Annotated in this window: 16 protein-coding genes; 11 read left to right on the top strand and 5 right to left on the bottom strand. The window is 57.0% G+C overall.

From position 1 onward, the window contains the following. Positions 1–458 precede the first annotated feature (458 nt). Positions 459–1,475: an AAA family ATPase gene (locus ACGY09_RS09130; protein ID WP_397571303.1), complete on the bottom strand. Its 1,017-nt coding sequence runs from the start codon at positions 1,473–1,475 to the stop codon at positions 459–461. Positions 1,476–1,796: 321 nt separating this feature from the next. On the opposite strand from ACGY09_RS09130, the gene murA reads away from it, so the two are divergent. Next, a complete protein-coding gene (gene murA, locus ACGY09_RS09125; RefSeq protein WP_397571302.1) occupies positions 1,797–3,194 on the top strand; it encodes a UDP-N-acetylglucosamine 1-carboxyvinyltransferase in 1,398 nt (465 codons plus the stop codon). Between the two features lie 221 nt (positions 3,195–3,415). Here murA and argH read toward each other — a convergent pair whose 3' ends face one another. Continuing rightward, on the bottom strand, positions 3,416–4,825 hold the full coding sequence (gene argH, locus ACGY09_RS09120; protein ID WP_397571301.1) for an argininosuccinate lyase: 1,410 nt from the start codon (positions 4,823–4,825) through the stop codon (positions 3,416–3,418). A gap of 228 nt (positions 4,826–5,053) precedes the next feature. Further along, the gene (locus tag ACGY09_RS09115; protein WP_397571864.1) at positions 5,054–5,968 is read right to left on the bottom strand and encodes a metallophosphoesterase family protein; all 915 of its coding nucleotides are present in this window, start codon (positions 5,966–5,968) and stop codon (positions 5,054–5,056) included. 407 nt (positions 5,969–6,375) lie between these two features. Between ACGY09_RS09115 and ACGY09_RS09110 the strand changes: the two genes are divergently transcribed. The 3 genes from ACGY09_RS09110 to ACGY09_RS09100 all read left to right on the top strand — a co-directional run bounded on the left by ACGY09_RS09110 (position 6,376) and on the right by ACGY09_RS09100 (position 11,487). Continuing rightward, a complete protein-coding gene (locus ACGY09_RS09110; protein ID WP_373650601.1) occupies positions 6,376–7,617 on the top strand; it encodes an NAD(P)/FAD-dependent oxidoreductase in 1,242 nt (413 codons plus the stop codon). Between the two features lie 319 nt (positions 7,618–7,936). Beyond that, the gene (locus ACGY09_RS09105) at positions 7,937–8,494 is read left to right on the top strand and encodes a hypothetical protein (protein WP_373650602.1); all 558 of its coding nucleotides are present in this window, start codon (positions 7,937–7,939) and stop codon (positions 8,492–8,494) included. A 299-nt stretch (positions 8,495–8,793) separates the two neighbouring features. Continuing rightward, positions 8,794–11,487: an O-antigen ligase family protein gene (locus ACGY09_RS09100; protein ID WP_397571300.1), complete on the top strand. Its 2,694-nt coding sequence runs from the start codon at positions 8,794–8,796 to the stop codon at positions 11,485–11,487. Between the two features lie 150 nt (positions 11,488–11,637). Here the strand turns inward: ACGY09_RS09100 and ACGY09_RS09095 are convergent, their stop codons facing one another. Together ACGY09_RS09095 and ACGY09_RS09090 are read right to left on the bottom strand one after the other, a co-directional pair. Next, positions 11,638–13,440, bottom strand: a complete 1,803-nt coding sequence (locus ACGY09_RS09095) for a hypothetical protein (protein ID WP_397571299.1) — start codon at positions 13,438–13,440, stop codon at positions 11,638–11,640. Between the two features lie 55 nt (positions 13,441–13,495). Beyond that, complete coding sequence (locus ACGY09_RS09090; protein WP_397571298.1) at positions 13,496–14,584, bottom strand: hypothetical protein; 1,089 nt, start codon at positions 14,582–14,584, stop codon at positions 13,496–13,498. A gap of 342 nt (positions 14,585–14,926) precedes the next feature. On the opposite strand from ACGY09_RS09090, the gene ACGY09_RS09085 reads away from it, so the two are divergent. The 7 genes from ACGY09_RS09085 (at position 14,927) to ACGY09_RS09055 (ending at position 23,371) form a co-directional block, all read left to right on the top strand. Then, complete coding sequence (locus ACGY09_RS09085; RefSeq protein WP_397571297.1) at positions 14,927–16,162, top strand: cytochrome-c peroxidase; 1,236 nt, start codon at positions 14,927–14,929, stop codon at positions 16,160–16,162. 870 nt (positions 16,163–17,032) lie between these two features. Further along, positions 17,033–18,106 (top strand): PepSY domain-containing protein, encoded by a 1,074-nt coding sequence (locus ACGY09_RS09080; RefSeq protein WP_397571296.1) that lies wholly within the window; start codon positions 17,033–17,035, stop codon positions 18,104–18,106. Between the two features lie 696 nt (positions 18,107–18,802). Then, a complete protein-coding gene (locus ACGY09_RS09075; protein WP_373650608.1) occupies positions 18,803–19,789 on the top strand; it encodes a DUF1559 domain-containing protein in 987 nt (328 codons plus the stop codon). 51 nt (positions 19,790–19,840) lie between these two features. Continuing rightward, positions 19,841–20,287, top strand: a complete 447-nt coding sequence (locus tag ACGY09_RS09070; protein WP_397571295.1) for a carboxypeptidase regulatory-like domain-containing protein — start codon at positions 19,841–19,843, stop codon at positions 20,285–20,287. A gap of 185 nt (positions 20,288–20,472) precedes the next feature. Beyond that, positions 20,473–21,519: an ABC transporter substrate-binding protein gene (locus ACGY09_RS09065; RefSeq protein WP_397571294.1), complete on the top strand. Its 1,047-nt coding sequence runs from the start codon at positions 20,473–20,475 to the stop codon at positions 21,517–21,519. Next, positions 21,492–22,577, top strand: a complete 1,086-nt coding sequence (locus tag ACGY09_RS09060) for a FecCD family ABC transporter permease (protein WP_397571293.1) — start codon at positions 21,492–21,494, stop codon at positions 22,575–22,577. Before ACGY09_RS09065 ends, ACGY09_RS09060 begins: the two co-directional genes overlap by 28 nt. Beyond that, a complete protein-coding gene (locus ACGY09_RS09055) occupies positions 22,574–23,371 on the top strand; it encodes an ABC transporter ATP-binding protein (protein ID WP_397571292.1) in 798 nt (265 codons plus the stop codon). Before ACGY09_RS09060 ends, ACGY09_RS09055 begins: the two co-directional genes overlap by 4 nt. Positions 23,372–23,382: the final 11 nt, after the last annotated feature.

Here is a 23,382-nt window from a genome sequence, read left to right as displayed (position 1 = left end):
TCTCGTTTCAACGGAAGAAATCGAAGGCCTGACAAACTGGCGGAATGAGTGGCTCTCCCTGCCAGTTCGCGGCGTCACAATTACTTACCGTACTTCTGCTTACGGATCTTGCGTCGCTTGATCTTCCAGCGACGATCTCGTTTCTGCTTCGTCGTCAACTTCACTTGTTTCATGTCGAACCCCTTATGGGACTAATGCCAATGTGCCGGCAATGGCCGGATTATTCGAGCCCGAGAAGATAGCAGCACATCCTGATTTCGGAAAGTGTGGACGCACCCTCGGCGAGGGATTATCGGCTACAACGGGTAAACTCACTTGCAAAATCATGCTGCGTGACGTTCACCCCGGCATTTCGCCTTCGCGTTTTTCGGTGTCGCCTGCCTTCAGTACAACGCTGCCTCCGGTCGATGTGGTTCCGCCTGTAGCTATCTGGTGACAGGCAGGGATGCGGCGTGAGGTCACACGTACTTCGGGATTTTCGGTTCCGGAACTTCGTCCAGCAGCCGGGCGACCACCGATTCCGGCGTCATTCCTTCCGCCTGAGCCTGAAAATTCGTGGCCAGGCGATGACGGAGCACTGGAATCGCGACCCGGCGGATGTCGTCGATGGACACACTCGGGCGTCCGTCCATCGCGGCCAGCGCTTTGCCGCCGGAAATGAGGAACTGTCCGGCGCGGGGACCGGCTCCCCAGTCGACCAGCTCGCGAACGAACTTGGGAGCGCTTTCATCGAGCGGCCGTGTGGCCCGGACCAGACGAGCCACATAATTGACAGTCAGGGGGCCGATTTCGATCGCGTGGATCTGTTTCTGCAGGTACAGAATCGATTTCGCGGACAGGACTTTGCGAACTTCCTGACGTTCGGTCGAGTTCGCGGCATGCAGAATCTGCTCTTCTTCCGCCAGATTCGGGTAGTCGACTTTCACGTTAAACATGAAACGGTCGAGCTGTGCTTCCGGGAGAGGATACGTTCCTTCCTGCTCGATCGGGTTTTGTGTTGCAATAACGAAGAAGGGTTCGGGAAGGCGGTACGTCGTCTGGCCGACTGTGACTTCCTTTTCCTGCATCGCCTGCAGGAGGGCCGCCTGGGTCTTGGGGGGCGTACGGTTGATTTCGTCCGCCAGCAGCACGTTGGTGAAGACCGGGCCTTCGACAAAACGAAACTCGCGGCGTCCCGCATCGTTTTCGTCGAGCACATTGGTGCCGGTGATGTCGGAGGGCATCAGGTCGGGAGTGAACTGGATCCGCTTGAACTGGACATCCAGAATTTGAGCAATCGTCGAGACGGTCAGTGTCTTCGCCAGACCGGGGACACCCACCAGCAGGCAATGCCCCCCCGTGAAAATGGCCGCGAGAATCTGCTCAATCACGGCATCCTGGCCGACGATGACCTTGTGTAATTCTTCGATCATCAATTCGCGATGTTTCCGAAACCGCTCCAGAAATTCGTCGAAATCCGGTTTCTTTTCAGCCAAGGCAGGCCCTTTCCTACTCGCAAATCAGTCACGACACCGGTCAGCCGGCCGGAATCACGCATCAGCTGATGCGGGTGGTCTCCCGATCAGGGAAATCTCAGCATCCTTTGTCTTTCACACACAGTCCACTGTACGGTACGTGAATGAAGATGAAAAGTTGTGGATCGGGATTGTCGAGACTTCCGGGCGGGACTTTCTCTGGTAGCATACAGGGGCTTGTCAGCCAGGAAGGCCGGGTCGCATCGCTTCGTGCTGCCGCAAACAGTTGACGCTGTTTCAACAGGCCGAAACGGATGCAGGTTACTTGAGGGAGGTCCAGGGATGGACATGCTTGTCGTGCGTGGAGGTCGCCCCCTGCGTGGTCGCGTTCGGGTGAGTGGAGCGAAAAACGCCGCTCTGCCGATCATGGCTGCTGCCCTGGTCGCCGAAGGGACTTCCGTTCTGCACGGTGTTCCCGATCTGGTTGACGTCACTACCCTCTCAAGTGTGCTCCGTTCGCTGGGGATGTCGGTCGATCGTCGCCCTGACGGGGCGTTAGCCCTGACTGTCTGTGACGAGCAGCGTTGTCTGGCGGACTATGAACTTGTCAGGCGAATGCGTGCCAGTGTCTGTGTCCTGGGACCGCTGCTCGGTCGGCGAGGTCGTGCCTGCGTCTCGCTGCCGGGAGGGTGCAACATCGGGCACAGGCCGATTGATCTTCATCTGAAGGGGCTGCGGGCGCTGGGGGCCCAGATCACGATCGACCGCGGATATGTCTTCGCTCGGGCTGACAAGCTGACTGGTGCCGATATCTATCTGGGGGGCTCGTTCGGCAGCACGGTCACCGGCACGTGTAACGTCATGTGCGCTGCAGTTTTTGCTCACGGAACGACAACCATTTCTGCCGCCGCATGTGAACCGGAAGTTGTCGATCTGGGACGGTACCTGAATGCCATGGGGGCAAAAATCGAAGGGCTTGGAACTCCGTTCTTACGCATCGAGGGGGTCTCTCACCTCTCGGCGGTGGAACACACGGTGATCCCGGATCGAATTGAAGCTGCCACGCTACTGATCGCAGGGGCCATTTCCGGGGGCCGATTGCAGATCGAAAACCTCGATCCGACCCATCTCGCGGCCGTCATTGATGCACTCCGCACAATCGGGGTCATGGTCGAGACGCATGACAGAACGGCGATTGTCACCGCCCCCGAGAGACTGCGGCCGCTCGATATCACAGCGCTTCCCTATCCCGGCATCCCTACGGACGTCCAGGCTCAGTTCACGGCCCTGCTCTCGCTGGCAGAAGGAATCAGCATTGTTACGGACAAGGTCTTTCCCGACCGGTTCATGCACATTCCTGAACTGATGCGAATGGGGGCGAACGTGCGCCGTGAAGGGGCCAGCTCGATTGTCAGCGGAACTCCGAATCTCACCGGTGCCTGCGTGATGGCGTCTGACTTGCGGGCGAGCGCCGCCCTTCTGCTTGCGGCACTCGCAGCAGACGGAGAATCCGTGATTCGACGGGTTTATCATCTCGATCGGGGCTATGAACGTCTCGAGAACAAGCTGAATCAGGTGGGAGCCGATATCCGCCGGGTGAACGATCAGCCGGACAACATGCCCGCCAGCCTGCAGCTTTCCGAGGACGAACAGCAGCCACTGGCCCTGGATTCCAGCGATTCACCCCCGCCCCCCAAGTTCCTGTCTCGCAAGGATGCGACGTTTCCGCAACCGCAGTAAGCGAACGGGTCAGTCAGCGCCACACCGAACGGAATGCGGGTGATACCGCAAGTCGGGGCCGGGGCGGCGAACGCTTCCCAGCTGCGGGACTCGTCCGCAAGGGGTATCGACCGATGGGGTTCCGGAAACGACGACGGGATGTCACCGGCATTACCGATGACATCCCGTCGAGCATACGGACTCGTGTCGAGCGAAACCATCTGGTGAGCAGGTCTTCCAGACTATCCTTTGAGTCGTTCTCGCCAGGCGGCGACTTGCGTTTGCACTGCGGCTCGACCGCCGCTGCCATGGCTGGAAAGGCGAGCGACGACGTTCTGAACGCCGATGTAGTCTGAGACACCTGCTTCGATCTTGTCGCAGGCCTGCTGCAGTTCGGCGAGGGGCAGGTCGGCGAGCTTACACTTCTTCGACTCACACAGCCGGACCAGTTTCCCCACGACTTCGTGACCGGTTCGCATGGGAACGCCCCGTCCGATGAGATATTCCATCAGCGTGGTGGCATCCAGGAATCCTTCCTCAAGCCGCGCGTTGATGGTTTCGACCTGCAGGCGGGCTCGTCGGACGATGTTCGGTGCCAGTTCCAGACAGGCCTGGACGGTGTCGAGTGCATCGAAGAAGGCGAGCTTGTCTTCCTGGAGATCGCGGTTGTAGGCCAGGGGGAGCCCCTTCAGAAGCGTCAGAATTTGGGTGACATCGGCGATCACGCGAGCGGACTTGCCACGAATCAACTCCAGCACATCGGGATTCCGCTTCTGCGGCATGATCGATGAACCGGTCGTGTAGGCGTCAGGCAGTTTAAGGAAGCCGAATTCCGTCGTGCACCACAGGATCCATTCTTCGGCCCAGCCACTCAGGTGAACGGCAATCAGTGACAGGTCGAAAATCGATTCGGCGAGATAATCCCGGTCGCTCGAGACGTCGAGGCTGTTCGCGGCAACGGCAATCGACCCGGTGTCCGTCGCTGCGGCACCCGTGAAGCCAAGCAGCTTTGCCGATTCGTCGCGATCGATGGGAAGGGATGTACCGGCAAGGGCGGCAGCGCCCAGTGGCAGGACGTTGACTCGTTTCAGGCAGTCAGCAATTCGCTCGCGATCGCGCTGAAACTTTTCGCAGTAGGCCAGCCAGTAGTGAGACGCCATGACGGGTTGAGCACGCTGCAGGTGCGTGAATCCCGGCAGGACGACGTCCGCATCGGCTTCACATCGCTCGACAAAGGCCTTTTGCAGTTCTTCGAGCAATCCGTCGAGGGTTGTCAGGGAATCGCGCACGTACAGCTTGAGATCCGTCGAGACCTGATCATTTCGACTGCGAGCGGTGTGCAGTTTGCGGCCCACATCGCCGATCCGCTGAATCAGGGCCGACTCGATGTGCATATGGATGTCTTCGAGTTCCGTCTTCCAGACCATCTCGCCCCGGGCGATTTCGCCCCCGATCTGGTCCAGGGTTTCGACAATCTGACGGCATTCGTCCGCAGTGAGCAGTCCGACTTTGGCCAGCATGCGAGCGTGCGCCTGCGAACCCCGAATATCGACGGCGGCAAGTCGATGATCAAAGGAAATGGATTCGGTGAATTTCTCGACGCGCGGGTCGGTCTGTTCGTCGAAGGCACCGCCCCAAGGTTTGACGGACAAGATTGGCTCCTGCAATAAAATCTCTGTATCGATCAGGCGTGATGCACGCTTTTATCAAAATCTCGTTGAAGCAGGTACGGTTCGCAACGCCCATGGGCAGAAAAACTCCGTGCCATGTTCTTGCCGGAAGGGCTGCTTCTGATCACCGGACGTGCCCCGTTCCCGACGCCGTTGGGCTGTCCCTCAAAGGGTTCAATGCACGACGCATTCGGTTCGCGCGGCGTCGGCCTAGGAACCGTGGACGGTCTCTCGAGGCCAGGTGTACCCTTTCTGCTGGCGAAAACCCTTCAGCCGAATCGTTCCGTCAGGATCCAGGTCCATGACGGAATAACCATTGTTTTCGGTACCGGCGCCCTCCACCATCGCAACCAGAGTGCAGTAGTGAATGCCGCCGATCTCGCGGAGATCGTTCTGATGGCTATGTCCCTGGAAGACTGCCAGCACCTTGCCGGACTGCTCCAGCACCTGACGAACTTCCGGGCCGTTTTTCACCCCGTGATCGTTACTCACATCCAGACGCTGATGGGCGAAGACGACCGTCTTTTTCTGAGTCCCCTTGAGGTCCGCTCGAAGCCATTCCACCTCGGCCGGAGGGATGTTGGCGTCCGTCCACTGGGAATTTTTTCGTCCATACGGTTGGCCGTCACTGCGGAAACACGCGTCGAGCACGACGAAATGAAAGTCCCCCCGGTCGAATGAGTAATAAGACTTTGATTGACCGACGGCCTCCAGAAACTCGTTCTTGGTCAGCGTATCGACGCAGTGATTTCCCAGGACATAGTGGCGATCCCGGGAAATTGCCGAGAACTCGCGATCGATCGTGTTGAGGTATCGCAGCTCTGTTTCCACGGTATCCGCGGCGTCGATGAAGTCACCCAGTTCGACGACAAAGTTCGCTGTCTGCTGCTCAAACTCGGTCGCCGCATCGGTCAGTTTCTTCAGGGTGTCGCGATAGTGACGAGTCCCCGCCGCAGGTTTATCTGCGTAGTGCAGGTCTGTAATCAGGCCCACTTTCAGCGATTTTTCATTGGGTTCCGCGAAGAGAGAGTGGGGATCGAGTACGGAGGCGGCGGCCAGGCAAAGCACACCGTGATGAAAAAAGGCTCGTCTACCGACACGTGCAGCGCTCTCGCGGTCGCTCATCATCATTTTTTCGCCTTGTGGTAAAGGAATCGAAAGGACACCCGGTGCGGAAACAAGGGCTGGTTCTCCCTTGATGAACACATCTTCGCCACGTGACCCGGGGCCGGCATGCAGGTGACGAAGATGAGTCGGGGAGTCACTCCCGGCCAGTATATCCCCCTTGGCCCGTTTTGAGGCCATGTTAGCAGGGGGGAACTGCATTCGAGCGATCTGACTGTTTTGCTGCGAATTCTCCTGAATTCCAATCTCTGATCAAAAAAGTCTTATATACGTCTCGACAAAGGTTGTTTGAACGAGTAATGTCGGTTTCGGGAAGCCGAAGTCCTGTCCGTCAGGCTCCCCGGATCCCCGCAGCGGGCCACTACTGCACCAAACCCTCGCACGGCTGAGCAAACAGGAGCGTTTAAATGACCGAGAATCAGGGTCCTCAAGTTGTCGTCATTGGTGGTGGTCCTGCCGGATCGACGGTGGCGACACTCCTGGCCCAACAGGGGATCAATGTCGAACTGTTCGAACGCGAGGTATTTCCCCGGTTTCACATTGGCGAATCATTGATTCCCGAGACGTACTGGGTGCTTGAGCGACTGAAGATGCTCGACAAGATGAAGCGGAGCCATTTCGTCAAGAAGCACAGTGTTCAGTTCGTAAACGCCAGCGGACGAAGTTCGACTCCGTTCTACTTTCACGACAACAAACCGCACGAATGTTCGGCAACCTGGCAGGTGCTTCGTAGCGAGTTTGATGAGATGATGCTCATGAACGCTCAAGAGCAGGGCGTAAAGGTTCATCAGGGGGCGCGTGTCCGGGACGTGCTGTTCGAGGGGGAACGGGCCGTTGGGATTGAAGTCACGACGCGAGAGCAGGGGACGCGAAAAATCCTGGCGGATGTCGTGGTCGATGCGAGCGGCCAGAGTTCGATGATTATCAACCGGTTCGGACTGCGGGTCTCGGACCCGCAGCTCAACAAGGGAGCCATCTGGACTTACTTTGAAGGAGCCTACCGGGACACCGGTCGTGACGAAGGGGCCACGCTGGTACTTCAGACGCACGACAAACAAGGGTGGTTCTGGTACATCCCGCAGCACGATAATCGTGTCAGCGTCGGTGTTGTGGGGGATTTCGATTACCTCTTCAAAAACCGGGGGGACCACGAGCAGACGTACCTTGAGGAACTGGACCGTTGCCCCAGTGTCAAAGAACGTGTTTCGGTCGGACGACGAGCGTCCCGTTACTATGCGACGAAGGACTATACGTACCGCTCGAGCCGTGCCTCGGGGGACGGCTGGGTGCTGGTGGGTGACGCCTTCGGCTTCCTCGATCCCCTGTATTCGTCCGGAGTCCTGCTGGCACTGAAGTCAGGGGAACTCGCGGCCGACAGCATTGTCGAAGGTCTGGCGAAGGGAGATACCTCCCGTGCCCAGCTCGGGAAATGGGAAGCCGATTATGTCCGCGGAATGAATCGCATGCGGCGACTGGTGTGCGAGTACTACGACGGATTCAGTTTCGGCCGGTTCGTTCGCCGGTTCCCTCATCTGCGAGGGGCGGTGACAGACCTGCTGATCGGTGATCTGTTCAAAGAGGAACTCGACACCGTCTTTGAGTCCATCGACCTGATGCGGAGTGAAGCTCTGAACGCCCAGCCGACCTGATCAACTTGACTTCTCTTCCTCTGATCCGGAATGCAAAATAAGGCTTCAAGCCGAAGAAGGATCGAGGAATCACTGACAACGTCGATCTGAACCAGGAAATTTCCGCTGAGCCGCACGGGCGGCTCAGCTCTTTCCCGCCGCATTGGCAAAATGCAAACCTCCCCGGGGCTTTCTGAGTTTGTCTCAGAGCAAAAGCCCCTCAATTCAGCCTGCCAGACACCTGTTTGCACGTGTTTTCCAGTTCCCTCACAGATTACGATTTTCCCGACAATCTGCGATGTGAACCACGCCCACCTAACCTGTTGCTGAGGAATCCAGGATGACCAGCCGAACGCTCGTATGTATCGTCGTGATTTGTGCGGCAGTCGTATTACTCAGTGGTGTGAAGTCACCAGCAGGGGACGATCCGCAGGGGAAGAAGGGGGGGGCCAAACGGAAACCCGAACCAACCGTTCGCTTTACCGTTGAAGCTGCGAAGGAGCGATCGGAGCTGATGCATCACATCTATGCCGCCACGCTGGACACGATGCACCATCACTATTTCCGCGTGAACAAATCGGTGCTTCCGGCGCGGGCGATGGAGGACGTTTTTGCCGATGTCGCACAGCAGACGCATTCCACTGCGCGGTGGATCTCCGTCAATACGAAGCCGATGAGTGTCGATCACGAGCCCAGCACCGACTTTGAACGAAACGCCGCTGCCGCCATCGCTTCGGGTAAGACGGAGTTCGGTGCTGTGGAAGATGGCTACTACCGTCGGGCGGGGATGATTCCTCTTTCCGCCGGATGTGTGGGATGTCATACAGGAATGGCGACGGACCCCGGGAAAACTCCCCGTTTCGCCGCACTCGTCATCAGTATTCCTGTCCAGGAATAATTCGTTCGGTACTCGTCTCCATAAAACCCTCGACGCATGCGCTGCCAGACGCTTGCGTTCGTCTTTGGCAATTGCGCGGCGTCGGCTGTGCGGATTTCGCGACCTTGGCCGGGCGGGATCGGCGACAGACCGGCAATTTCGGCTGCTGGGCGCCGATTCCTTCCGAATTGGAACCCCCTTTCTTGGCACGGGTTTCCGTCAGGTCGAATTGGTATTTGCAGAAAGAGGGGTTGCTGCGATTCTACGGCTCGTTTCGCGTGAGTCACGGAGTCAGATTACTACGCCGAGCGTGCATTGCCATGTCGCACAAAGCTATCCCGCAAAGTTCCCGCCGAAGACGCTCTACGCGGCACAATAATCCGATTTCGGACTTTGGCATTTCTTCCACCAAAGCGAACCAGCCCTTTCTGGTGACAGCGACAGACATCTGTCTGTGGGGGACCCTCATCGCGGTCTCGATTGGAATGGCAGGGCGTCTCCCCAGCGGTCAACTGGCCCTGGTCATTGGCGCTTCCGTCACGACATTCTGCTGGATCATGCATCTGCTGACGACCTCAGAACCACGGTATTCGTGGAGCGGCAGTGAATGGCTGTGGATCGCCGGGATCCTGGTCGGGGTGGCCCAGATCGTGCCGCTGCCGACAGAATATCTGCTCGCCATTTCCCCGCAGATCAAAGAAGTCCTGCCGTTCTGGTTTGATCCCGAAACAGCCGGCATCTTCCCGAGTGCCTGGAATCAGTTGTCCCTGGCACCCTGGGAAACGACATCGGGAATCGCCACGTTCGTGTCCTATGCGCTGCTGTTTCTCATCGCCTTCCAGCGAATTCGAACCGTGGATGACGTCGAACAGACGCTCTGCCGCTGTGCGCTGGCGGCGGTGGCGATGATGTGCTTCGCCCAGGTCCAGTTTCTGCTGAGCAACGGGAAGTTCTTCTGGGTCTATGAACATCCCTTCATGTCGACGATGACCTATCCGCTGGGTTGTTTCACGAATCGAAACCATCTTTCCCAGTTTCTGGCTCTCGGAACCGCTCCGCTGATCTGGTGGGTCCTTCGGCGCCTGCAACAGCAGAAAGAGGATCGGGCGAACAGCACCGGCATGCCAGACGGGATGCACGGTCTATGCGTGACGCTGCTGCTCTGTGCGCTGGGGGGGATTGTCCTCACCGTGCTGCTGACTTTGTCCCGTGGGGGACTGGCCGCTGTGGCGCTGACGACACTCGTCGCAATCATCGTGCTCTGTCGCACAGGGCTGGCCTCGGCGAAGTTTGGTTTTGCACTCATTCTGGTCGGAGTCGGCGCGAGCACCCTGTTCTCGATGAGTAAGTACGAGGCGGTTTTGGCAAATCGTCTTGAACAGGACAGCGGACGTACCGAGATCTGGCAGGCAAATATTCGTGTCGCGCAGGAATTTCCCGTCCTGGGAACCGGTGTGGGGACACATAGCGATGCCTATCAATTGCATATCCAGAACGAAGGGGAAGATGGCTATGAGTACTCGCATGCAGAGTGCGGTTATCTTCAGATTGCGTCTGAGTCGGGGATCGCCGGACTGGTCGTGACGGGACTGGTCATCGCGACCTGCTTCTGGTGGTGCCTGGGGGCACTTTGGAACAGGGATCAGAAAGCGAGTTCCGCCGCCGCGGCCATCCTGGCGAGTCTGATAGCCAACGTCGCGCATGCGGCCTGCGACTTCTTCTGGTACACCCCGTCGTGCATGATCATGCTGGCTGTGCAACTGGCTTGCGTTGCCCGGCTGTACCGTATCGCGCGGCAAAGCGCGGGGGCTCGGGCCTATACGTTCCGACTTCCACGCCTGGTTTCGGCGATGGGGATGTGTGTCGTCGGCGCTGTCGCCGTCTGGATGTTTGATCTCAAGTATCCTTCGCTGCAGGCCGCGATGTATCGCACGCACGGACCGCGATTGGAGACGTCTGAAGACAACGATCTGACAGACGAAGAATTCGAGGCGGAAACACAGCAGCGCCTCAAAGAAATTGTGCTGGCCGCGCGCGTGAATCCGCACGATGCCAAACTGCAGGAAACGGCCTGCTTTGCCTACATGCAGCTCTTCGATCTGCGACAGCAGAAGGCCGAGAACACCATGTCGGTGGGGATGCTGCGTGACGCTGTGAAAGCATCGGAATTCCCTTCCGCGGAAGCCTCCAGCGAGTGGCTCAGTCGCTCCGTCGGGACCAATCTCAAGTTCCTTAGGCTGGCCAAACGCTCTCTCAACCGGTCATTGACCAACAGTCCTTTACGGTCGAAGTCGTACATCCTGCTGGCCGACCTCAATTTTCTGGATCGCCTGGATGATGCGGACTTTCTGGAACGCTGCCTCAGCCAGTCGCTGAAACTGCGGCCCCGGGACCCCGATACGATGTATCTGGTTGGTGCTTCGGAACTGCAGGAAGGGGACATGGACCGAGCTCTCGAGTACTGGCGTCCCGCGTTCGCTGGCAGCCGCCGCATGCAGGAACGGATCGCGAACATCCTGGCCGGTCAGATGGACGTGGAATTCTTTGAAACCGAATTTCAGCCTGACTGGAAAGCACTGGAGCTCATCGGACAAGCCTACAAGAAAGTGGGGCGCGACGAAGAGGCTGAACGGGTCCAGCGGAGATACATCGAAGAAGGACTCGTCCGGGCAGAATCCCTCACGTCCGATGAGGAACTGGAAACCACCATGATCTCGGTCAGAAACGCCTGCATTGAACTGGGGGATCGCGACGAGGCGGTGAATGTATTGAAGCTGGCCGTGGAACGGTTGCCTCATTCGTACTCGATTCACTACATGCTCGGCCTGGACCTGATGAATTCCGATCGCGTCGTCGAAGCGTCAGAGCATCTCGAATGGTGCACTAACCGGCAGCCGGGTGACTCGAACCTGCGAAAACTGACCTCCAAGGCGGTCATCGAACGGCTGAAGCTGACCCCTTCTTCGATGGATGAGATCGAAGACGAAATCGAACAGACCAGTTTTCAACCCTGATCTCTCGGCGAACGGGAACAACGCGGGGGCGTGTGAGGTACCGGGTGAATCCCTGAACGCGGGGCCACCTCTCGGCTTAGAGGTAAACTCTAAGAGCCCCGCTCTGCCGGATGCGCGTGCATCGAATGGACACTCATTCGGCGTTTTGTTTCACCGCGCTGTCGGCGCCAGGAAAGTTGATTCAAATTCCAGTTGGATGTTGCCGACTTCGCAGTCGTCGAATTCGGTGGTCCGCTTCTCCAGAGAATGCTGCTTCAATTGGAACGTATTCCGGCCGGGCTTTAGCAGGCTGTCGGGAATGGGGAGCCGGACTCGATCCGGATTTGCGGCACTTGCCTTGAAACGGACCTGCGAATTCAGATCCCCGATGCTGTGCCCGTTGATCAGAACTTCGGTGATCAGTTGACCGCGGCGAAGTTCGGGAAGAAACGGGCTGCCGGGCGGGGCTTTCGGACCTGACGCCTCGAGTTCGGCGACGTCGATTGTGAAGAACGCCTCCCCGGCGGGAACGTCATTGAGCACGACCTCGCCCGAAACTTCGGTTCCGTCCGGTAATTGACGATGAAAATCGGAGCGAATGGAATTTCCCAGATGAAACCGTCGTGCGTCGACCAGAACCGACTGCCCGAAGAAACGTGGGGTCACTCGAAGGACTTCCGACCATCGAAACGTCATGTCTCCCATCAGCTGATGCCTGACCCGAAGTTGCCTGGCGTCGATATCACAAATCGTGGCGGTCAGACGCTCGGGCAGGCAGTCGGGACGGTCGACAAACGGCTGCAGTTGAATGAGGGCAGAGACACCTGTTGCCGGAATGGTTCGCTGGTTGACTGCGCGATCGGGTTGATGCCAGTTCAAGGAAACCAGTCGCGAGAGCGGGATTGATCGGGACTGACCCAGCGCTATCAGTTGAACGCTGGGAGGCGAAAGGTGGGTGATCTGACCGAACAGTTCATCTCCCGTGATGGTGACGAGCTTGTCACGCAGACCGGCGTCGATTGATCCCGCAAGTGGCTGGCTTGTCTCGACGTATCTGCGGACGTGCAGTTCATCAATCCAGAGACCGTTGCCGGAGTCTGGATTTGCAGGTCGGAAGTCGATTGATGCCAGTGGGGTCGCAGGTCCCCTGACTGTCGCGAGCGTGGAATCATCGATCAGAAACTCGACGCGGCCCCCTTGAGCACGCATCAGGAAGGTGTGCCAGCCAGGTCCAATCTTCAGCCGCGGGGGTGCAGGTGAAATCGCGATTCCCGCGATCGACACGGAATGGTCAGCTCCCACGCGGACAATCATCGATTCGGCGTCGGGGGCGTCACGGTTCCAGACGAGCCGCCACTCTCCCGCACTCTGGCTCGGATCATGCACTTGGGCAAAAAATGAGAACTCCACGCGGCCGGACAGGATCGGTGGATCGAGCGGAATCGAGTATCCCGTTGCTGACGGGTCCAGACGCAGCGACGACGTCCCGTCGGCGGCACGGTGAGGATCCAGTATCCGTCTCTCACCAGTTTCCGTCGGGGCGGATGAGTCGTGTTCAAACCCGTCGTAAAGCAGATCCGCTTCGCCGGGCGGGTTGGCGATCTGTGTGATGGCAGAGGAGGGAACTTCAACGATTTGTCGAGTCTGCAGCCGCACCTTCGTAGCGTGCTCGTCCCTAGCAAGCAACTCGCCCAGGAATCGATCCCCGCTGATCAGTGTGAACTGGTACAGAAAGCGGTGTGACCGGCTGACGCGCGGCTGGCGGGGAAGATCAATTCGTGTGCCACGGATCGTTTGCGACAGTCGAGTCAGTCCGCTGCCGAATTCGCCTGTCAACGGGGCGATCAGTTCGGCAGAGTGGCTGGGGCGAGTAACGACCTCAAGAGCTTCTTCGAGGGCAAGAACGGGCGCAGCGGGGGTGAGGATCAGTAGCAGGCAATACAGAGGCTCGGCGAATCGAATGCGACCAGACAAACAAGGATCCTCGAATCTTCAGTCTGACCATGTGAGTGGCGGTTCATTCCCCGCACTACCGGACGAGCTTTCTCACCTTATGATTACTGCTGTCCCCAACGTAGATCGCACCATCACGTGCGACGAAAACTCCATGGGGACGGTGAAGCTGGCATTTGAGCGGATCGCCGTCGGGGCCGTCCCCCGGTTTACCTGTTCCGATCAGCGTATCGATCTTCCCCGATTCCTTGTGGATGATTCGGACCGCGTGATTTTCTGTATCGCACAGTAACAGATTGCCGTCGTGATCGATGGCAATTCCTTTAGGGCCGGCAAGCTGAGCTTTTCGAGCGTCACCGCCGTCTCCTGAGAATCCCTGTTTGCCTGTCCCCGCGACATGGTGCATGATTCCCTTGGCGCGGTCGATGCGGTAAACGGAGTTGCCCTCCCGCAGGATCACATACAGATCACCATTGCTGGCGACGGCGATCGACCGGGGACCGTTTAAGGCTGATTCCGCCAGCAATCCCCCGTCCCTGGTGGCGGTACGCTCACCTGTCCCCGCGAATGTCGAGATGATCCCCGTGCTGAAATCGATTCGTCGGACCCGATGATTTTTGATGTCGCAGATGAACGCACCCGACTCACCATCGAGAACTACGGCGATCGGCAAGTTCAACTGAGCCTTCACAGCAGGACCGCCGTCACCGGCAAAGCCCGCGACTCCCGTCCCGGCGATGGTGCTGATCAGGCCCGACTTCGTGGCCACTTTGCGAATCGCCTGCGAGTTTGTGTCCGAGATGTAAAAGTTGCCTTCCGCATCAAACCGCAACTCATGAGGTTCGTGCAGCAAGGCCGACGTGGCTGCGGCGCCGTCCCCACCGTAGCCCGGCTTGCCTGCTGTTCCGGCAACCGTGGAGAGTGTCTTCTTCTCTAAATCGAGCCGCCGGACAATGTGATTGGAAAACTCGCAGAAATAGAGGGCTCCGTCCGGGCCGATCTCCAGTCCGAACGGCTGATTGAGATTGGCTTTCGTCGCCGGGCCACCATCACCGGAATAGCCCTCCTGACCACTGCCGGCCAGTGTGAAGATTTCGCCCGCGACGGCGGCGGACGCGGTGACACCGAAGACAACGAGAAGGCTGAGCCAGGTTGAAAGCTTCATACGTGGTTTCTCACATTCGTGACTCGGGTGCTGGTTCAGGTCGATGGTAGTCATCGTTGCGCAGGCATTTCAATGATACCAGAAACCGCTTCATCGCCGTGCCCATGAACGGCCGGGTCGATGGAAATCTCACAAATTCCTCACGTGTTGTCAGACTGATCAAAGCGGCGCGGGATCACGGCCCGGGGGACCCGCCCGTACCGCTTGAGCGAGCGATTAATTGAGGCATTCCGCTTGGATTATTTGGGGATCACGCCTACTCTTCTAGGATATTTGAGTCATTCCCCACGAACGCGTTTCCGTTTGGAAGCGGGCCTTCGGGGATCTTCAAGGAGACCCAGAATGAGATTCGCAACGTGTCTAGCCATCTTTCTGTCTTCCGTGCCCGTCGTGACGGCGCAGGAAAACACCTCCCCCAAAGTCCTGCTGGGATCACCCGATCTGACAGCAGGGATTCCGGGACAGGGAGAATTGACCATCGAACAGATCAAGCGATGGCTCAATAACCCCGCGAACCATGTCCCGCTGCAAGTGGAATTGCCGGAAGGGTTGTCGCTGGGGGCGAACAATATTTCGATCCCCAAGAATAACCCGATGACGCGGGCCAAAATTGAGCTGGGACGACAGCTCTTCTTTGATACGCGACTCTCGGCCGACACCACGATCAGTTGTGCCAGTTGCCATCATCCAGAAGATGCGTACGGCCGTAATACGACCTTCGGCGAAGGGATCGGCGGACAGGTCGGCGGACGCAATTCCCCCATCGCTTACAACCGCATTCTGAGCACCCTTCAGTTCTGGGACGGCCGCGCCGATTCGCTGGAAGAGCAGGCTAAGGGGCCAATCGCCAACCCGATCGAAATGGGACATACGCACGAAGCCGCGACGACCGGTTTGAAGGGGATCGAAGGCTACCGGTTGCAGTTCGAAAAGATCTTCCCCGGGGAAGGAGTCACGATCGATGCCGCAGCCAAAGCGATCGCTGCATTTGAACGGGCACTGGTGACCGGAACGTCGCCCGCCGACTACTACGAGCCCCTGCTCAACTTTGAAAAGACGTTCAAAGACGATCTGAAAGACATGAAGGCCTTCAAGGAAGACGACCGTGAATCCTATGACCTTTACTGGAAGCTCAAACGAGCCAGTAACGCTCATCCGATCTCCCAGTCAGCCAAACGGGGTCGCGAGCTGTTCTTTGGTAAGGCGAACTGCACTGCCTGCCACGCGGGGGCTAACTTCACCGACGAGAAGTTCCACAACATCGGCATCGGTATGGATAAGAAAGATCCCGATCTGGGCCGCTATGATGTCACCAAAGAAGATAAGGATCGTGGCGCCTTCAAGACCCCAACGGTTCGAAACGTTGCTCAGACCGGCCCATTCATGCACGACGGCAGCCTGAACACGCTGGAAGAGGTCGTCGAATGGTACGACAAAGGGGGCCATCCTAATCCTTACCTGAGCGACAAGATGAAAAAGCTGAACCTGACCGCTCAGGAAAAGGAAGACCTGGTCGCCTATATGATCGCCCTGCAGGGAGACCTGCCACCCGTCCGCATGGACCGCCTGCCCAAGTAACCACGCAAGTGTGATCGGGATGCCCACGTGACAATTGCATGAGGCCCGTGTGTACAACCGCACGGGCCTCATTTTTCGTACCTTGGGCACGAGGCCTCGCGTCGTCCTGCAAGAGCTTCAGCTTTACAAAGCCACCACTGGCACAATCGAACTTTTAAACCTGATTTCGACAATCTGATCGGCAATTAAGCCATTTTCTCCAATGACTGGATGGGCCGCCCGTTCGCCGCTCCTGATTTACTTCGCTGGACGGACCAGAGGCGCTGCGACACAAATCCGCGACCGTGCCCAGTCCCGAACAAACGTGAATCTGAAACCAATCTGAATTCAAAAATACTTTTAAGGGAGGAGTCGCTAAGTTCTGCAATACTCCGCAACGCTTGCCAAAATTTCATCGTGACTCATGGGGTCAAACTTGCACGCGTCACTGCCAAGAAGGTGTTGGAACGCTAACGCCACGCAGCAGCGTGTAATTCTGCTTTGCTCATTCGAGTGGGAGATGGTCTGATCGCTCGGCGAGCCGTTTGCGGTTGCCCCGCCGAAATCAATCCCCAACGCCGTCATCGCCAGGGAAAAGTTTTGCTTGTTTCCAGTGACTTGGACACGGCGAAAATCCTCTCACGTTCTCATTTGCAAAGAGAGGATTGTTCTTTTATCGTCGGCGTCACGATGCCCCCTAACCCCGCCCCAGCCCGCCATGTTTCCAATCTCTCGCCTCACATCGAGCCAATCAACATGGGGGATCCCGGTTCGAATACCCGTAACTCGATTTCCCCCCTGCAATCGCCGCTGGAATTAATGAGGGCCAGAAAATCGGGCCAAACGTCCGCTGCGGGAGCGCACCGCAGGCGAAGTTGGATCTCGAAATCAATGCTCCATCTGATCCGCCGTGGACATCTTTACGCGGGGCTCTTACTGATCCCGTGGGTCATCCTGTTTGGCGTGACGGGCTTCCTGTTTAATCACTCGACGTTCTGGCCGGAACAGCCGGTGATTCATGTTCGTCAGAGTCATACACGAGGTACCCCTGTCGCTTCGTTACCCAAAGCCGTCGACATTGCAGAAGAGGTTGTCAGTGGGATCAATGCTAAAGTTGGGTCTCGTTACAAACTTGTGAATCCTGGTTCCGTGAATTTCACGCGGGGTGCTTTTGGCGCGGTTTTGAATGGAGCTGGAGGAGACCGCTACACAGTTCAGCTCTTTCCAAACGGCACTGGGGTGATTCGTGTCGCTCCGGCCGGGGCGGCAAATGCACAAGAGGCCGAAGGAGAGCGTACCACGCAGCGACGGCGAGAGACCCCAGTTGAAAAAGTGGGAGGAAGTGAATCGTCCCGGGGACCAGATGATGAAAAGGACGGGAAAAACCAAACCGTGCCCGCAGGAGAGACTGGTCCGGTTTCTCAACCCCAATTGCCGGAACGCAATCGACGACCTGAAGCAGAGAAAGGAGCGCCGTTCGCGACTTCTCAGGGAATGCTGCTTAAAACCTCGGTGCATGAGGCCATGGAGTCTGGGCTACCGGAGGTGCTCCGCCGGCTAAAGCTGGACCACACCAAGGCAAGTAATATTCGTGCCAGTACGGTGAAGTTCAAGATGTCAGACGATGAGAAAACCTGGGATGTGACCTACGATCCCAATTCCGGTGCCGTCTCGGGCATCGATACTTCGGAATCGCCGGGTATCTCGTTTCGCATGTTTCTACTGCGACTCCATATGACGCATGGCTATTTGCCAGGAGACGGGAGTGTTCGATGGCTGTGGGTGATCATGGCAGATGCGACAGCGCTGATCATGATCTTCTGGGCGGTCTCGGGACTTGTCATGTGGTGGCAGATCAAACGGACCCGGCTTCCGGGAAGTATTTGTCTGGGGATGAGTCTATTGGTAGCAATCTATATCGGACTTGGAATGCACGAAATGATTGCGTCGGCAATCAAGCCCTGAAAGCCTGTTGAAACCCGAGACCGTCACGCGAAGTCATTCAAGACCAGCAAGACTTCGCAATTTCCGGAGCGACGGTCCCATTTCTCCGCAGGCAGCTCACGCCGATACGCCGGGTTGCGTTCGTCACAGTATGGATCCTGTCCCTGCTGCGAGCAGTCCACCTGATAAACTTGTGTTGCGTGGTCCTGTTTTGCGCGGTGAGGTTGACCCGATCTCCGTTTCCAGTACGAACGCTGTCAGATGGAATGGTGGCCCAAATGCGTCTGTTCGGATGCGGTTCCTGTGAGCCGACATCAGGAGTGATCGATATGAGGGACTGACGAACGACCAGAAATCACTGATTGCTCCGGTGCGAAATGCACCTTCTGGATCTGAGGTGCGGCCTAGTGAAAATTTCCCCAATGTGCTGATGAAATCACCACCGTTCGCCACGCGCCTCAATCAGGAATTGCTAAAACGGAATTGCCTGATTTGGCGATGGGTTCTGGTGTCAGATTCACCGTCCCGTGTTGATGTGTCGGCTGGCGCTACTGCCCAACGGTCTGGCACACAGTTTGCTTTAGAAAATCGATTCGGCCAATGCCTCGATCGCTCTCCACAAATCCCCGTTGCAAGATTGAGATCAGAATTTCTCCGAAGAACGGGCGACTCGAATTGAACTTTGATGAAACGAAACAGGAAAGAGATTTTTACGACATGAAGAAGACGCGGGGATTCACGTTAATTGAACTTTTGGTCGTTATCGCAATTATTGCCGTCCTGATCGCCCTGCTTCTGCCAGCCGTACAACAAGCGCGCGAGGCGGCCCGTCGCACGCAATGTAAGAACAATCTGAAGCAGTTGGCGCTCGCTTTCCACAATTATGCGGACAACTTCGGCATGCTTCCGCTTCCTGATATCGGAATCACCTTTGCGGCCCGCACCCCGATCCACTGGGACATGAGCTGGAGCATCTCATTGTTGCCTCAATTGGATCAGGCACCTCTGTTCAATCTGTTCAATCAGAATGCGCCGAATGGCGTATCAGATGCGGCTAATCAGATGGTCATCTCTACGACCTTGCCCGCATTCGTTTGCCCCACGACGCCCCGTAGCGGAAAGATTCAAGGTATCATTGAAGTCCAGCTTCCGATTGCCTCTGCCGTGGTCAACCCGGACTTCACCGCGGCTCCGAGTGACTACCTGATTCCTCGGAGCTTTCAGGACTCAGCTTTCACGCCGACGGAAGTCTTCGGGGCGTTCTGCAATCCCAATAGCGCTGGCACGCTTGACCTGACCCGTGCCGGGGCTCGGTTTCAAGATATCACTGATGGACTTTCAAACACGATACTTTTAGTAGAGCGAGCGGGGTTTCCGACCATCCTGGTTTCACAAGGGGGCGTAACCAAGGCACCCACCAGTTCCACTTATCCTGCTGTCGTTCAAAAGCATTACAGCGGTTGGTGGGCTTCCACTCAAAACGATCGGGTCCGCGCCTGGAATGCCCAAGGGACGTCCTATGGATCGGGTCCCTGTGTCATCAATTGCTCCAACGACTGGGGTGGAGCTTATTCGTTTCATACCGGCGGGATGCAAGCTCCGCTCGCGGATGGCTCCGTTCGCTTCTTGAGCGCGAACCTGGATAAATCGACTTTTCGCGCATTAATTGGCAAAAGCGATGCCGTCGTCGTCGGCGAGTTCTAAGGTGGAGCCTCAGATCAAAGAGAGCTTCGCACCTCGGTTTCGAAAGATCCCATGGATAAATTTTGTCCCGCATTCCTCATCGTCGCATCTATCGTTCTCCCTGGATGCAGCCATCAGAAACCAGGCAAGGATTGGCTACCAACCTATCGCACCGAGGGTTATGTCACCGTTCAAGGAGAGCCTGCAGTGGGGGCGATTGTTCGCCTGTTCCCTACCGTCCCGCAGGAAGACACAAAACCTCCTGTGATTCCAACGGGAGTCGTTAATGAAGACGGTCTTTTCGAATTGACCTCTTACAGCACCGGCGACGGCGCTCCAGAAGGGGAGTATTTCATCACGGTCGAGTGGCCCGATCCGACCATCAGCACATCCCAAAGTGCCGTGCCGGAAGATCCGCCCGATCGACTGAAACACAGGTATTCGGACCCGAAACGGTCCAAGTTGAAGGCCTCTATCTCCGCGGAAGAGAATCTGTTGGACGAAATTTCACTCGATTGAGTTGACCATTCTTCGAAGGTGCCATGCCAACGATGCGGACCAGGCTGTTCACGAGTTTATTGATATCTCTCAGCGGCATTGGCGTCGCAGTCTGGTGGCTGGTTCGGCTGTCTGCTCCACCATTCGCGTCTACCCCTTTGGTCTCCCCGACCCAGCCCATATCCATCACGGGGCGATCGAAGCGGGTGACTGACCTCGCAGGACGAGAAGTCGAAATTCCGTCGCAGGTAAGTCGCTTTGTCCTGATGCGGGGAATGGGATTGTATGATGTCGCCGTACTTTTGGGGGACGAAACGCCTGAGAAGCTCGCTGGGTGGGACTCGTCTCTCAAGACCAGCGACCGCGATGCCTATGATAAGTTCGTTGACCGATTCCCCGGTCTCGCGGAGATTCCGATGCTCGGTGACACGCTCAAGAAAAGTGTCAGCGCTGAAGGGATCCTGGCCCTCCAACCCGATCTTGTGATTGGTGGGACTTATATGATGGGCCAGACCGAGTGTCTTGATCAAGTCGAACAGGCGGGGGTTCCTGTTCTGTACCTGAGTTCCGACGATCCGTTCAGCGATCCTCAAAAGAGTTTAATCTTACTTGGCGAGGTGTTTGGTAAGCAGCAACGGGCTCGAGAAATCGTCGAATGGGTCGACCGTGAGATCAATATCGTCCAGGATCGAATGTCGCGTCTGGAAGAGGCAATACCCTCAATCTATGTCGAGGCGGGGAATTTTGGCGCGGGGAAATACGGCAACACCTTTGGCTGCAGCCCTCAAAAGAAACGGATGAATTGGGGAAGCATTCTCGCTCAAATCCGGTGCCAGAATGTGGGTGAGGACGTTTCCGGACCTTACGGCATGGGAGTCATACAACCGGAGTATTTACTGAGTCGCAATCCCGACGTCGTTGTAATCACCGGTGCCTGCTGGGAAGCGTTCCCGGAAAGCCTGCATCTGGGCTATGCCGCCGATGCGGAGAAGGCTCGGATTAATCTTCGTGCCTATCAGTCGCGTCCCGGCTGGTCCGAGTTGAACGCGGTAAGGGACGGCCGCGTCTTTGGACTGAATACCCGACTGGGCAGTCACATCATGAGTTTTGTCGCAGTGCAGCAACTTGCCCAGTGGCTTTATCCATTGGAATTCCAGGATCTCAATCCACGCCAGCGGTTGCAGGAATTTCATGAAAAGTACATGCCGATCGACTTCAGCGGAACATGGATGGTCGAATTGAAGGGGGATTGATGTCTTGTGATTCCTCAACCAGCCACTTCAGCGGTGCGCGTCGCCATCGAGGATTACGCCGGCTATTGATTCTGGTCTTGATGCTTCTACTGATCACGGGCTCGCTTGTAGTAGATCTTTTGACAGGACCTGCCGCACTATCGCCAGGAGAAGTCGCAGGGACGATTTTTCAACCGAGTTCGGTAAGCAGATCACAACGAATCATCGTGTGGTCATTTCGTCTTCCAACAGCCCTCATGGGAATCGCCGTGGGAGCTGCTTTGGGGCTGGCGGGTGGGCAGATGCAGTCGGTGCTCAACAACCGTTTGGCCAGCCCCTATACCCTTGGTGTTTCTGCGGCAGCCGCATTTGGGGCTGCCCTGGTCATTGTTTTCGGGTCTGGGGGAATCGGAATGACTTCTTCGGTTGCAATCCCTGGTGGAGCATTCGTTTCTGCCCTCGGATGCTCATTGGTGTTGTTTGCCATTGGGCGTACTCAGACTAGTGGGTCTGAAACGCTGATCCTGGTCGGAGTTGCGTTGCATTTTCTATTCAGCTCCGGACTGGCATTGGTTCAATACACCGCCACCAATGATGCGCTCAATGCCATCATTTTCTGGACATTCGGAAGCCTGCAGGGGGCGAACTGGCAAAAAGTGGGTGTCCTGGCAATCGTACTTTGCGGAACGTTTGCGGTAATACAATCAAAGGTCTGGCAGCTGACCGCTCTACAACTGGGTGATGAATACGCCCTAAGCCTGGGTGTCGACGTTGGAAAATTGAAGCTGCAAACGATCCTTGTCGTCTCGGTTTTGACAGCAACGGCCGTTTCCTTTACCGGTTCAATCGGGTTTGTCGGTCTGGTTGCCCCTCATCTCGCTCGGATGTTGATAGGTGAAGACCAGCGTTTTTTTATTTTTCTTTCGGCAGGATTAGGAGCACTCCTTGTTTCGATTGCTTCAGTGCTCTGCAAGACGCTCGTCCCGGGAACAGTGTTCCCGATTGGGATTGTGACTGCGGCCATCGGTTCTCCATTTTTTGCCGCAATGGCAATCTGGACGCGGAGAACTCGCCCATGACGTTGCGGACGGACAACGTCTCGTTTGGATACGGGGCTCGGCGCGTGCTTAATCAGGTAAGTCTCTCATTTGAACCGGGGATCACGGCGCTCGTCGGCCCCAATGCCGCCGGAAAATCGACACTTCTCAAATGCCTGTGCGATGTCCTCACTCCTGCAGGGCAGGTATCACTGAATGGCCGGCTCATTCGTGAGATGTCACGTCGAGAGATTTCCCAAGCCGTTGGCTATCTGCCACAGACAGGTTTCTCCCGCGGCGAACTCACTGTATTCGAAACGGTCCTTCTGGGGCTCTTACACAATCTTGGTTGGCGGGTTTCCTCGTCAGATGCCCGGTCCGTCTACTCACTGCTGGAGGAAATGGCGCTGGCCCCTCTCGCCGATCGGGTCATCGGCAAATTGAGTGGTGGGCAGGCGCAGCTGGTCGCCATCGCACAAGCCTTGATTCGTAAGCCTGCGATCCTGCTGCTTGATGAACCCACATCAAATCTCGATCTGCGTCGGCAATTCGAAGTTAGTTCCCTGATCCGCCAGATCACGAAATCGCGAAACCTGGTGACCGTCATTTCCATGCACGACCTGAATCTGGCGGCCCGCTATGCAGACTCGATAGCTGTACTTAAAGAGGGGGCGGTCTATGCGATGGGGACTCCTGCCGAGGTTCTGACCGCTGAAATGATGGCCGAAGTCTACGATGTCGAGGCAATCGTCAGCCGTGATGGCTCAGGCGTTCCTTCGATTTATGTTTCAGGAGCGGGAACGAATCTCGTGAGAGATCCCGGGGCTCGATTCTGAAATCGACAGGG

It is taken from the genome of Schlesneria sphaerica (assembly GCF_044336245.1).
Taxonomy (GTDB): domain Bacteria; phylum Planctomycetota; class Planctomycetia; order Planctomycetales; family Planctomycetaceae; genus Schlesneria; species Schlesneria sphaerica.
The sequence above is the reverse complement of the archived record's forward strand: the minus strand, read 5'-3'. Positions and strand labels throughout refer to the sequence as shown.

Excerpts from the sequence above, each read along its gene's own strand:
- murA (WP_397571302.1), top strand. The coding sequence starts at position 1,797 with ATGGACATGCTTGTCGTGCGTGGAGGTCGCCCCCTGCGTGGTCGCGTT.
- ACGY09_RS09115 (WP_397571864.1), bottom strand. The coding sequence starts at position 5,968 with ATGAGCGACCGCGAGAGCGCTGCACGTGTCGGTAGACGAGCCTTTTTT.
- ACGY09_RS09110 (WP_373650601.1), top strand. The coding sequence starts at position 6,376 with ATGACCGAGAATCAGGGTCCTCAAGTTGTCGTCATTGGTGGTGGTCCT.
- ACGY09_RS09105 (WP_373650602.1), top strand. The coding sequence starts at position 7,937 with ATGACCAGCCGAACGCTCGTATGTATCGTCGTGATTTGTGCGGCAGTC.
- ACGY09_RS09100 (WP_397571300.1), top strand. The coding sequence starts at position 8,794 with ATGTCGCACAAAGCTATCCCGCAAAGTTCCCGCCGAAGACGCTCTACG.
- ACGY09_RS09090 (WP_397571298.1), bottom strand. The coding sequence starts at position 14,584 with ATGAAGCTTTCAACCTGGCTCAGCCTTCTCGTTGTCTTCGGTGTCACC.
- ACGY09_RS09085 (WP_397571297.1), top strand. The coding sequence starts at position 14,927 with ATGAGATTCGCAACGTGTCTAGCCATCTTTCTGTCTTCCGTGCCCGTC.
- ACGY09_RS09080 (WP_397571296.1), top strand. The coding sequence starts at position 17,033 with ATGCTCCATCTGATCCGCCGTGGACATCTTTACGCGGGGCTCTTACTG.
- ACGY09_RS09075 (WP_373650608.1), top strand. The coding sequence starts at position 18,803 with ATGAAGAAGACGCGGGGATTCACGTTAATTGAACTTTTGGTCGTTATC.
- ACGY09_RS09070 (WP_397571295.1), top strand. The coding sequence starts at position 19,841 with ATGGATAAATTTTGTCCCGCATTCCTCATCGTCGCATCTATCGTTCTC.
- ACGY09_RS09060 (WP_397571293.1), top strand. The coding sequence starts at position 21,492 with ATGGATGGTCGAATTGAAGGGGGATTGATGTCTTGTGATTCCTCAACC.
- ACGY09_RS09055 (WP_397571292.1), top strand. The coding sequence starts at position 22,574 with ATGACGTTGCGGACGGACAACGTCTCGTTTGGATACGGGGCTCGGCGC.